The organism is Sporolactobacillus sp. BBK16-2 (assembly GCF_059878335.1).
In genome coordinates, this window is record NZ_CM187611.1 from 300,578 (window position 1) to 312,718 (window position 12,141).

Annotated in this window: 14 protein-coding genes and 1 pseudogene; all 15 read left to right on the plus strand. The window is 43.9% G+C overall.

The features are described 5' to 3' along the window. Window positions 1-14: 14 nt before the first annotated feature. Window positions 15-119, plus strand: a pseudogene (locus AC6F33_RS01615) (flavin reductase family protein); the annotation flags it as partial. Between the two features lie 25 nt (window positions 120-144). Further along, the gene (locus AC6F33_RS01620; protein WP_255748217.1) at window positions 145-756 is read left to right on the plus strand and encodes an alpha/beta hydrolase; all 612 of its coding nucleotides are present in this window, start codon (window positions 145-147) and stop codon (window positions 754-756) included. Window positions 757-940: 184 nt separating this feature from the next. Next, a complete protein-coding gene (locus tag AC6F33_RS01625) occupies window positions 941-2,302 on the plus strand; it encodes an aspartate kinase (RefSeq protein WP_500777590.1) in 1,362 nt (453 codons plus the stop codon). Window positions 2,303-2,505: 203 nt separating this feature from the next. Continuing rightward, a complete protein-coding gene (locus AC6F33_RS01630; protein ID WP_255748219.1) occupies window positions 2,506-2,826 on the plus strand; it encodes an ArsR/SmtB family transcription factor in 321 nt (106 codons plus the stop codon). 64 nt (window positions 2,827-2,890) lie between these two features. Further along, complete coding sequence (arsC, locus tag AC6F33_RS01635; RefSeq protein ID WP_255748220.1) at window positions 2,891-3,322, plus strand: arsenate reductase (thioredoxin); 432 nt, start codon at window positions 2,891-2,893, stop codon at window positions 3,320-3,322. Between the two features lie 18 nt (window positions 3,323-3,340). Continuing rightward, entirely contained in the window at window positions 3,341-3,700 is a 360-nt protein-coding gene (gene arsD / locus AC6F33_RS01640; protein WP_255748221.1) for an arsenite efflux transporter metallochaperone ArsD, read from the plus strand. A 19-nt stretch (window positions 3,701-3,719) separates the two neighbouring features. Beyond that, the gene (arsA, locus tag AC6F33_RS01645; protein ID WP_500777591.1) at window positions 3,720-5,486 is read left to right on the plus strand and encodes an arsenical pump-driving ATPase; all 1,767 of its coding nucleotides are present in this window, start codon (window positions 3,720-3,722) and stop codon (window positions 5,484-5,486) included. A 3-nt stretch (window positions 5,487-5,489) separates the two neighbouring features. Further along, complete coding sequence (locus AC6F33_RS01650; protein ID WP_255748223.1) at window positions 5,490-5,774, plus strand: hypothetical protein; 285 nt, start codon at window positions 5,490-5,492, stop codon at window positions 5,772-5,774. A gap of 92 nt (window positions 5,775-5,866) precedes the next feature. After that, window positions 5,867-7,165: an arsenic transporter gene (locus tag AC6F33_RS01655; RefSeq protein WP_370646023.1), complete on the plus strand. Its 1,299-nt coding sequence runs from the start codon at window positions 5,867-5,869 to the stop codon at window positions 7,163-7,165. 141 nt (window positions 7,166-7,306) lie between these two features. Beyond that, on the plus strand, window positions 7,307-8,965 hold the full coding sequence (locus AC6F33_RS01660; protein ID WP_255748225.1) for an FAD-dependent oxidoreductase: 1,659 nt from the start codon (window positions 7,307-7,309) through the stop codon (window positions 8,963-8,965). 149 nt (window positions 8,966-9,114) lie between these two features. Continuing rightward, on the plus strand, window positions 9,115-9,579 hold the full coding sequence (locus AC6F33_RS01665; protein WP_255748227.1) for a MarR family winged helix-turn-helix transcriptional regulator: 465 nt from the start codon (window positions 9,115-9,117) through the stop codon (window positions 9,577-9,579). Between the two features lie 100 nt (window positions 9,580-9,679). Beyond that, window positions 9,680-10,546 (plus strand): permease, encoded by an 867-nt coding sequence (locus AC6F33_RS01670; RefSeq protein WP_480948054.1) that lies wholly within the window; start codon window positions 9,680-9,682, stop codon window positions 10,544-10,546. 34 nt (window positions 10,547-10,580) lie between these two features. Beyond that, window positions 10,581-10,718, plus strand: a complete 138-nt coding sequence (locus AC6F33_RS01675; RefSeq protein ID WP_177184760.1) for a hypothetical protein — start codon at window positions 10,581-10,583, stop codon at window positions 10,716-10,718. A 34-nt stretch (window positions 10,719-10,752) separates the two neighbouring features. Continuing rightward, window positions 10,753-11,265: a GNAT family N-acetyltransferase gene (locus tag AC6F33_RS01680; RefSeq protein ID WP_255748233.1), complete on the plus strand. Its 513-nt coding sequence runs from the start codon at window positions 10,753-10,755 to the stop codon at window positions 11,263-11,265. Window positions 11,266-11,429: 164 nt separating this feature from the next. Next, a complete protein-coding gene (locus AC6F33_RS01685) occupies window positions 11,430-12,128 on the plus strand; it encodes a DUF1287 domain-containing protein (RefSeq protein ID WP_500777592.1) in 699 nt (232 codons plus the stop codon). Window positions 12,129-12,141 lie beyond the last annotated feature (13 nt).

Below are 12,141 nucleotides of genomic sequence, written 5' to 3' on the forward strand. Positions count from 1 at the left end.
GAAAGCGGGCACTGTTGCTTTCCATCAATCCGTCATCAGTGACGGAAAAAGAACATGATAAGTTGCTAATTGGAGAAATCGTTCCGAGACCGATTGCTTTTGTGACGACTCTGTCCAAAATAAACGCAAAGAAGGAGATTCAGTATGCGCCATCTCTTTATTAAAGGAACCGATCTGTCGAAGCCGACATTGCTGCTTCTCCATGGAACCGGCGGCAATGAAAAGGATCTGTTGCCGTTGGCGAGGCTGATCGATCCTGATGCATCAATTCTCGCCGTGCGGGGAACTGTTTTGGAAAATGGCATGCCTCGCTTTTTCCGCCGCTTAGCTGAAGGAGTTTTTGACGAGGAAGATTTGATCGTTCGTACGTATGAGCTTCATCGGTTTATTGACCAGGCAGCAGAAACCTATTCCTTCGATCGGGAAAATGTGATTGCGATCGGCTATTCAAACGGAGCCAATATCGCTGCAAGCCTGCTTTTTCATCTTCCCAAAGCGCTTCGAGGTGCAGTGCTTCATCATCCGATGGTACCGAGGCGTGGCATAAGATTACCGGATCTTACTAGGACACAAGTATTCATTGCTGCCGGATCGAACGACCCCATCTGCTTAGTGGACGAAACATTAGAACTGCAAACCTTGCTTGAATCCGCACATGCAGAGACCGTTTTGTACTGGGAGAATCAAGGTCACCGGCTCACGCAAAAAGAAGCGGAAGCTGCGGCAAGCTGGTACCATAAGTACATTGATAATTAACGCCTTCGAATGCCCTTAACGAAAGGATGCGAGCAACCAGGTCAAAGCCTGGTTTTTTCTTTTGATTCGTGACCGCCGTTATTGATTATTCGGAAAAAATGTAAAAAAAGTTTGATTCTTATTCAGAAATAAGTGATACTAGGGGTACATTTTCAGTCATTTATAAAGAGTAGGGGTTGCCGGAATGAAAGTCGTTAAGTTTGGCGGAAGCTCACTCGCTTCCGGAGCACAAGTCGAGAAAGTCTATCATATTATTGCAGCTGATCCTGAGCGAAAAATCGTAGTTGTTTCAGCTCCGGGAAAGCGTTATTCGGATGATATTAAGGTTACCGATTTACTAATCAGCTGTGCAGAAAAATATCTTAATGGGCAAGATGCACATCAGCTGGTTGAAACGATACTGAGCAGATATGAAAGCATCGCTCAAGAACTGCATCTTTCAAATAAAGTTATTGGGAAAATATCAGATGATCTTCTAACCTTGCTGAGCGGTGACAAATCGAATCCCGCATCGTTCATCGAAGCGGTGAAGGCGAGCGGTGAAGACAATAATGCCAAGCTGGTTGCAGCTGCTCTGAAACATAAAGGGCTGGATGCACATTATGTTTCCCCTAAAGAAGCCGGACTTTTAGTGAGCAACGATCCGGGGAATGCTCGAGTACTGCCTCAATCGTATGAGCGGCTATATGAGTTAAGAAACAGATCGGGCATTATCGTTTTCCCGGGATTTTTCGGCTACAACACAGACGGCGATGTCGTGACTTTCTCCCGCAGCGGATCGGATATTACCGGATCAATTCTGGCAAATGGTGTTAAAGCCGAACTCTATGAGAATTTTACCGATGTCGATGCGGTATACGCAGTCAATCCACATGTTGTTAAAAATCCGAAAGAAATTCGCGAACTGACCTACCGTGAAATGCGCGAGCTTTCCTATGGGGGATTTTCTGTTTTTCACGACGAAGCACTTATTCCGGCGTTTCGTGCGGATATTCCTGTCAATGTGAAAAATACGAATAACCCGGAAGCGCCAGGAACAAGAATCGTAAGTGCCAGGAAGAATATAGACGGTCCCGTTGTAGGGATTGCAAGCGATGACAAATTTTGTAGCATCTATGTAGGTAAATATTTAATGAATAGAGAAATAGGATTTGGCCGTAAGATTCTGCTGATTTTAGAGGAATTCGGCCTATCCTTTGAGCATATTCCGTCAGGCATTGACGATATGACGGTCATTGTCCGGCAAAATCAAATGGAAGAAAAGATCGAAAAAAGAATCATGCAAAGGATTATGACCGATCTTGACGCGGATGAGGTCAGGGTTGAGCATGATCTGGCCCTCATCATGCTGGTTGGTGAAGGAATGCGGAAAAAAGTTGGAACGATGGCAAGAGCATCACGGGCGCTCGCTGATGCAAAGATTAATATTGAAATGATCAACCAAGGTTCATCCGAGACGAGCATGATGTTCGGGGTAAAGGAAGCCGTTGAGAAAAAAGCCGTACAAGCGCTTTATGAAGAATTTTTTGCGTCTGTAAGAGTATAAGACGTTAATGGAACAGGGCTATTGGATTCATGCAGTTAAGCATAAAAACAGTAATGGGAGAGGCTTCTTATGGGGACTTTCCCTTTATCTTTTTATGGGATCATCTTTTCGTTGGCGCTATAACCGAAAATGAGCATTTACGTTGCACAATAAATAAGTGTATCATAATATAAGTGTATGAAAATATAAATGGAGGCGAATATATGATAACCGAACTGGAACGTGTATCTGAACTTTCTTCTATGCTAAAGCTTCTTGGTGATAAAACACGGCTAACCCTCCTTTCTTATTTAAAGTACAAAGAGTTGTGTGTATGTGAATTAGTGGACGTATTGAACGTTTCTCAACCGGCGATTAGTCAACATCTCAAAAAGCTGAGGCTCGCAGGGATTATTCGGGAACGGAAACAAGGGACATGGGTCTATTACAGCTTGAATGAAAACATACCGAATTACGTGTCCGTAATTATGGATGCCCTGCCGGATCAACATGTCGAAAGCTGCGGAAGTCCGGAATGTTGTTAATTGAATCGACTGTCTGCAGCTGATACAGACCAAGCAAAAGCCAAAAACGGAAGGAACAGTGACGATGACCAAAAAAATCATTTACTTTCTCTGCACGGGTAATTCCTGCCGCAGCCAAATGGCTGAAGGGTTCGGGGAAAAATATTTGGGAGAAGATTATGACGTGCGTTCAGCCGGCATTGAAGCCCACGGATTAAATCCAAATGCGGTTAAAGCGATGAAAGAAGTCGGTATCGATATTTCGAACCAAACATCTAAGCTGATTGACCAGGATATTTTAAACCGCGCCTACCTTGTCGTGACGCTTTGTGGTGACGCTGAAGAACGATGCCCAATGACGCCTCCGCATGTGAGACGCGAACATTGGGGATTTGATGATCCGGCGAAGGCAGAGGGAACCGATGAAGAAAAATGGGCGGTATTCCAGCATGTCCGTGATGGTATTGGTAAACGAATCAAACAATTTGCAGAGGAAGAGAAGGCATTGAACATTTGAAAAAGGAGATGAATCCAATTGAAAACGATTCAGATTTTTGAACCTGCTATGTGCTGTTCAACCGGTGTCTGTGGACCAAGTGTTGATCAGGATCTCATTCGCATTACTGGAGCTGTAGGTAATCTAAGAAAGAATGGATTTAATATTTCGCGCTTTAACTTAACAAGTGATCCGGCAGCTTTTGTTCAAAATCAGGCGATTCATGATTTGCTGGAGGACGAGGGAATGAGTGTTTTGCCCGTAACAGTAGCTGATGGAAAAGTTGTTAAAAAGGGAACTTATCCGACTAATCAGGAACTGGCTGAGTTGTCTGAAGTATCCATTGACGAAATCAGTAAAAAACAGCAGTTTCAGATCAAGCTTAACGTGAGCAAGTAGGGGAAAGAAGGAGATTCTTTTGACGCGTCTATTTAATCCTCAATCTATGGAGTTGACGCCCTTCCTGTTTTTTACGGGAAAAGGGGGCGTTGGCAAAACCTCGATTGCCTGTGCGACGGCGACCGCTTTAGCAGACATGGGAAAAGGGGTGCTGCTTGTCAGTACGGATCCTGCTTCCAATTTGCAGGATGTTTTTGGTACAGATCTGACGATGGATAACAAAGAAATACCTGATGTGCCTCATCTATTTGTGTCCAATCTGAATCCGGAAGAAGCAGCCGGGCGATATAGAGAAAAAGTAGTTGGTCCATACCGTGGTATACTGCCGGATGCAGCTGTTCAGCAAATGGAAGAGCAACTGTCCGGAAGCTGCACCGTTGAAATTGCAGCCTTTGATGCATTTTCTTCGATGCTGACGGATCAGTCCGTCACTCAATCATTTGATCACATCATTTTTGACACGGCACCTACCGGCCACACACTGCGACTCTTGCAGCTGCCGACCGCTTGGAGCGGCTTTCTCAATGAGAACACCCATGGCGCTTCTTGTCTTGGCCCGCTCGCTGGCTTAAATGATAAAAAACAGCAGTATGCAGAGACTGTTCGCGCACTTTCAGATGGGAAGAAAACAACGCTGATGCTAGTTACAAGACCAGAGAGATCGGCCATAAAAGAAGCTGCTCGGGCATCAAGTGAACTAAAGAAAATAGGCATGAACAATCAATGCTTGGTAATGAATGGTCGGATGAGGCAAACCGACTCCGATGATAATTTAGCCGCTGCTTTTATGAAACGTGAACATGAGGCATTGGCGAATCTGCCGGAAAATTTGAAGGACGTGCCGACATTTGATCTTTTCCTCGCGCCATTCAACATGACCGGTATCCGAAACATCCGACAATTGCTGTCTGATCAAGTGTCGGACAGGGAAAGAAAGAACGAGCATCCGGCGGAAGAAGAGGTTACGGCTAAGTATCCAGAACTTCACGATTTAATTGATGATCTGCTAAACAAAAAGCAGCGTGTGATTTTTACAATGGGCAAAGGCGGCGTTGGGAAGACAACGATTGCCAGACGCATTGCACAAGAGCTTGCAGCACGTGGGAATAAGGTTCATTTAACAACGACAGACCCGGCAGGCCGCTTCGATTCAACCGAATCAGGGGAAGACGGACGGATTACCGTCAGCCGTATTGATCCGAAAAAAGAAGTAGAAAACTATCGGCGACTGGTTATTGAGCGTTCTCGCGATCAGCTGGACAACGAGGGATTGGCTTATCTGGAAGAAGACCTTCGCTCACCATGTACCGAAGAAATTGCCGTTTTTCGTGCGTTTGCCGATGTCGTTGAAAAAGCTAAGGATGAGATTGTGGTCATCGACACGGCGCCATCCGGGCACACTCTGCTGCTTTTGGATGCAACGGAGGAATACCATCGCGAGATTGCGCATTCAGCTGGAGAAGTACCCGTTTCTGTTCAGAAACTTTTGCCCCGATTGCGAAATCCGGAAGAAACGGCCGTTGTTATTGTCACACTCGCGGAAACAACGCCTGTTCTTGAGGCAGAGCGCCTGGCTGCCGATTTGAAAAGAGCCGGTATCCTTCCGTCATGGTGGATCGTAAATCAAAGCTTGATTATGACCCGTACCACGAATTCGTTACTGAAAAAACGTGCGGAAAACGAACGCGACTGGATTGAACGCGTTGATCAAGACGCGAACCATCGATTTGCTGTTATCCCCTGGAAAGAAAGTCAGCAGCCAGGTCTTAAAAAAGGAGTTCGATAAATCATGAAAATAACCGACGAAGCAAAGGACTTACTCGAAAAAAGTATGAAAGAGCATGATTGTGATTGCCTGCGGATTACAGCTGAGCCCGGATGCTGCGGTGCCTCGCTTAATTTTACGCTCGATCAGTTGAAATCAGGCGAACTGCCGATCGTAATTAATGGCATTCCTGTTGTCATGGATCAGCAAGCCCAGGAACAGACGGATGCCCTGACGATCAATGCCGACGATGGCGAGCTTGTCATTGACGGGGGAAGCTGCGGCTGTGGTTCTTCCGGTTGCTGTTGAAGCAGAGCATTTTATGTATCGGAGTTAGAGAAGATAGTATTCTAACTCCATTTTTATTTTGACTTTATCTTTATAGGGGAAAAGGAGAAACGATGATGTTTGCACTCTTAGCTATTGTTGTCTTTTTGCTGACGCTGACGCTTGTGATCTGGCAGCCAAAAAATTTATCGATCGGCTGGTCGGCATGCGGAGGCGCACTCGTTGCACTGCTTGTTGGTGTCGTTCATTTAAATGATGTCTGGACAGTTACCGGTATTATCTGGAATGCCACTCTCGCATTTGTGGCGATTATCATTATCTCATTAATTTTGGACCATATTGGTTTCTTTGAATGGGCGGCTCTGCACATGGCTCGGTTGGCTAATGGGCATGGCATACGCATGTTCATCTTTATTTCGATTTTGGGTGCCTTCATCTCTGCACTTTTTGCGAACGATGGTGGTGCTTTGATTCTAACACCAATTGTATTAGCGATGGTTCGAGCACTGAAATTTGATGAGCGGCGTGTGTTTCCTTTTGTGATTGCCAGCGGCTTTATTGCCGATACGACGTCGTTACCTTTAGTTGTGAGTAACCTGGTAAATATTGTTTCCGCAGACTTTTTTGGCCTATCATTTGGTCAATATGCATTGCATATGATCATACCGACAATTTTCTCACTGATTACCAGTATTGTTGTGCTTTATCTTTATTTTCGAAAAGACTGGCCGCAAAACTATCAGATGGCTGATTTGAAAAAGCCGTCATCTGCACTCAAGGATATCCGAATGTTCCACATTTCATGGTTTGTCTTAGCCGTCCTGGTCATCGGTTATTTTGCCAGCAGCCTGGTTAAGATTCCAGTGTCTTTTATTGCGCTCGCTGTAGCCTTTGTTTTCCTTTTTCTCGGAAGTCGGAGTACGGCCATTCATACCAAAGCGATTTTAAAAAGTGCGCCATGGAGTATTGTGTTCTTTTCTTTAGGTATGTATGTCGTGGTTTATGGCTTAAGAAATGCAGGTATTATTCACCTCCTTTCTCAAGTCATTGAATTCGGAGCGCATGGAGGCCTGTTTGCCGGCACGCTCATCATGGGCTTTCTTTCTGCAGTTCTGTCTGCGCTCATGAACAATATGCCAACCGTCATGATCAATGCGTTATCTATTGACGCGGCATCAATCAACGGAGTCATGCATCAAGCACTAGTTTATGCAAATGTTGTCGGTGCAGATCTCGGACCGAAAATGACGCCGATCGGCTCACTTGCAACCTTGCTGTGGCTCCATGTGCTTTCCGAGAAAGGCGTGAAGATCAGATGGGGAGAGTATTTCAAAATCGGCATTGTGATTACCATTCCCGTTCTGTTTGTGACCTTGATTGGCGTTTATGTATCTATCATTCTCTTGGGGTAAAAGATTGTGATTCATTTTAGCTTTTCGTTTCTTTTGTAAAGATTATATAAAGGTATTGGCGGATGGCTTGTTTTATATAATTATCCACTTATATAATGAAATAAGCATACAATGATAAGCTTAATGAGCTGGAGGGAAACAATGAGAGTTGTCGTTATAGGATCGGTAGCAGCAGGAACGAGTGTTGCAGCGAAAGCAAGAAGAAATACAGAAAATGCTGAGATTGTGGTTTATGACCAAGATAAAGATATTTCCTATTCCGTATGTGGTATTCCCTACTTTGTTGGTGAAGAAGTGGAATCAATCGATAAGTTAACACCGAGAAACGCGGCATGGTTTAAGAAACGTTATAACGTTGATATTTTTACAGAGCATCGCGTCACCCATATTGATCCTTATAAGAAAGAATTGCAGATGACAAATTTACAAACAGGCCAGGCAATCACCGACACTTATGACGTACTTGTTCTGGCAACGGGGGCCGCGCCGGTTACTCCGGAAGCCTTTATCGATCAAAAATGGGACAACGTGTTTCAAGTAAGGTCTATTCAAAATGCCCGATCTATTCGTTCTTATATTGAAGCGCGTCAACCGAAAAGAGCGGTGATATTGGGGGCAGGTTTTATTGGCTTAGAGATGGCGGAACAACTTTTTAATGAAGGCATAGAGGTTACTCTGATCCAGCGCGGGAAACAAGTCATGAAGCATATGGACCCGGATATGGCTTTTCGAGTTGAGCAACTTTTGCGAGATAAAGGTATTCATGTGCTCCTCGAAACAACCGTCGCAGAAGTGGTTGGCACACCGTTGGTGACCGCTGTGAAGACGAACACCGGTGAGATTATTGATACGGATATGGTTATCCTTGCAACTGGGGTCAGGCCAAATACAAAACTGGCCAAAGAAGCGGGCATAACTATAGGCGGCACAGGAGCCGTGCAAGTTGATAAGAAAATGCGGACGAACGTGAGCACTATCTATGCGGTTGGTGATGTCGCGGAAAGTTACTCATTAATCACTGGAAAGCCAATTTATCGCCCGCTAGGATCGACCGCAAATAAAATGGGCCGAATTGCAGGCGATGTGATAACCGGAGGCCGTCTGGAACATCGTGGCATTTTAGGTACGGGTATTGTCCGTGTGTTTGACATGGCTGTCGCTCAAACAGGGCTGACAGAAGAAGAAGCTAGGAAAGCAGGTTACGATCTAGCGGTTTTATTTAATATCAAGCCAGATAAAGCGGATTATCTGGGCGGAATCGAACTGACGATTAAAGCGATTGCGGATAAAGCAACGGGACGTGTACTGGGTGCCCAAATTACAGGGATAAATGGTGTTGATAAACGTATTGATGTGCTCGCAACGGCGATTTCTTTTAAGGCGAAAGCGGAAGATCTGTTTCATTTAGACCTTGCTTATGCGCCGCCGTTTGCGACAACGAAGGATCCTGTTTTGTATACTGGAATGGCTTTAGACAACGCATTGAGAAGGAATCCATTAATCACCCCTGAAGAATTGATAAAAAAACAGCAAGTGAATGAGCGTTTACAAATTATTGATGCGCGCTCACCTAAGCAATATGCGGCTTCTTCTGTAGAAGGTGCGATCAATATTCCACTGGCTGATCTCCGGGAAAAAGCACAAACTTTGGATCCGTCAATTCCCACGATTACTTATTGTAATAAAGGGGTAACAGGGAACGCTGCTCAAAATATTTTGCTGAATTTAGGATTTAAGCAGGTTTTTAATCTATCTGGTGGGAATAAAAATTATCAGATGTACCGTCAATTGAAGAAATGATGCCGATAAAGAAAAGAGGAAACAATCATGCTGACGAACATGATTGTTTTTTTTGCGGGAAATAGTATATAAAAATAATAAAGTTCATGAATTAATAGTTGCATATTGCAAATACATGATTTATAATTTGAATCAATGGAGGAATAGCTATGGAAAACCTTAGAGAACCCTTTCAAATTATGGTCAGACGTTTCGGTTTGCTGGCCAAGTACTGCTGCTCCACCGACGGATACAATATATCGCTTGTGCAAAGCCATATTCTGTACGAGATCGAGCGTAAACCCGGTCAGTCCATGCAAATGGTTGCTGAAACACTCGGTATTGATATTACGACATTCAGCAGACAGATCCAGACACTCGTCAAGATGGATCTTGTGAAAAAGTCGCCAAGCCCGGATGACGGAAGAGTATTCATTCTTACCTTGACAGACGAAGGCCATCAAACGGCTGAAAGCATTGACATGCAAATGAATGCGTTTCTTGGAGATGTTTTTTCGAGGATGAGCAGTTTTGAAAAGGATACGGTCATGCACTCCATTGATTTGCTAAACCGATCAATGGCTGAGTCCGAACATTGCTGCTCCCCATTTTTGTGCAAAAAAAATCAAGACTAATTCTGTTTGGAAGTTGGATGATGACGAAGCACATGGTTTTTTTTATTTTCTTCATTCACATCATATATTTGCATTATGCAAATAAAAGGAGGGCTTCAAAATGCTCTGGACAATTTTTCAAAGTTTCCTATCAATTGCTTTGGAACTTACCGTACTGTTTATTGGCATCTCTTTACTTATTAGTTTGATTCAGGGATTGATCCCTTATGAAAAATTGAATGGTTATTTAAGCGGAAGAAGCACTGCTTTGGGTGTGCTGGCTGCTCTGATTCTCGCTTTTGTTACCCCTTTTTGTTCCTGTTCTACGATTCCGGTTATCGTCAATTTGTTAAAAGAAAAAGTTCGATTCGGAATTGTTATGGTTTTTCTCTTTTCTTCTCCGGTTCTCGACCCTACGATTATTACGCTGATGGGCGCAATGCTGGGCGTTAAAGTTGCTGTGACGTATACGTTGATCACGGCGATTTTGTCAACGGTCATCGGCCTGCTGCTCGAAAAATTAGGTTTTGAAAAGTCGGTGAAGCAAATAATCATGACAGGATATGAGGAGAGCGCACAGAAATTTAGTTTAAGAAGGGCACTTCAGGAAACAATCGGGCTTATGAAAACAGTTTACCCGTACTTAATTATCGGAGCGGCGATCGGTGCAGTGATCCATGGAGCCGTACCCACTGAATGGATTTCTTCTACTTTTGGAGGAGACCAGTGGTGGATTGTTCCGATAGCAGCAATCATTGGTATTCCGTTATATATTCGGTTATCAATGATGATCCCGATGTCGCAAATGTTAATTGTTAAAGGCATGGCGGTCGCTCCGGTGATGGCTTTGATGATCAGTTCAGCCGGTGCAAGTTTGCCGGAACTTGCGCTGCTCAACTCAATTTTCCAAAAAAAATTGGTGACAGCTTTTGTCATCTCGGTCTTTGCCATGGCAACAATTTCGGGCTTCCTGTTCTACCTAATATAGCAATCAAAGCCATTTATTAAAGGAGGTGAGATCAATGAGTTTCAAAATAAAGTTATTCGAAAAGAAGAAAGATCACTCCTGCTGCAACATTAAGATTGAAGAAGTTAAGGCTGAGGAGCAAACAAAGTCTTGCTGCCATTCTGAAAAAGCGGATGCTGAAAAATCTAAGTAAACATCGTTTATTCTCTAGGAAGAAGTGAGTCTCATTGACGTTTAATAGAGCAAACTTTCAGATTGATTATATGAAAGAATCCGATTGGGATCAGGTGAAACAGATTTATTTAGACGGAATTAGAACAGGAATTGCAACCTTCCAAACCGAGGCACCTGAATGGGAAGGTTGGGACAAGGCTCATGTTCCGTCATGCCGAATCGTTGCGCGTTCGGAAGATCTTATTCTAGGATGGGCCGCGTTAAGTCCCACTTCCAGTCGCTGTTGTTATAAAGGAATTGGTGAAGTGAGTGTTTACGTTAGCGAAAGGTGTAAAGGCAAAGGAATTGGGAGCGCACTTCTGCAGCGTTTGATTAGTGAATCAGAAAAAAATGGTTTCTGGACATTACAGTCTTCAATTACTAAGGAAAACAGAGCAAGCCGAGCGTTACATGAAAAGTGTGGATTTAGGGAAATAGGGTTTAGAGAAAAAGTTGCTCAAATGCCTGATGGAGCTTGGCATGATGTTGTTCTCGTTGAACGGAGAAGTTCTGTCATTGGCAAGTGAAAGATTTCTTACTGTTACCGTACGTGTCTGTTGCCAAAAAGAGCTTGGATCCCTATCGCAAGCTCTTTTTGTATCCTAAGAAACATTTCACTTAATAAACGATCTCCATTTTTTGTTGTATAATACGATACAAATGAACGATGTCGTAGATATGGGAGGGCACATTGAAAAAGATACATATTTTCGCTATTTCTGCTTCGGCACTTCTCGTGGTTTTTGCACTCGTGGGCTTATTTCTCTATCAATTTCACGGCTTTCATGATCAAAAGGTCTTTTCAGGCAATATCGATCAAGATCATATCAGCAATGAATTTGATGCCGACACGGATGGAGACGGTGTTGCTAATTTGAAAGACAGTGATGCCAATGAAAATGGGAAATCGAATAAACAGGATGTTGTCTCCGAGGCAAAACGTCTCGTAGGTGTCCTCTATGATCCGCTTAAAGGCGGACATGGAAATATAGGTGGGAAGATGGGGTTTATTGTATGTATTGATGTTCCGCGGATCGCCTATGCAGATGCGGGAATTTCTTTGGATCAGCTGCTTAAAGCGGATTACGCGCGGCATCCAAGCCATTATGAGACTCAAGGCGGAACCAATACGCCTGCAACGCCATACTTTTATCGCCGCGTGCGCAATGTCTATGATTATGCTCGTGCCAATGGGATGCTTGTTCGTCAGGCGGCAAAACCCAAGGTAGGCGACATTGTTTTTTACAGCAGGTATCATGCGACACTTGTCATTGGTACACATAAGGATGGCACCTACGATGAAGTATCGGCGAGTCCAGAAAAGATTTATACAAGGGATAACCTGCATAAAAAATGGAAGATTCGTGATGTTGCCCGATTGCTGAACTGAGCACATGGGTTTG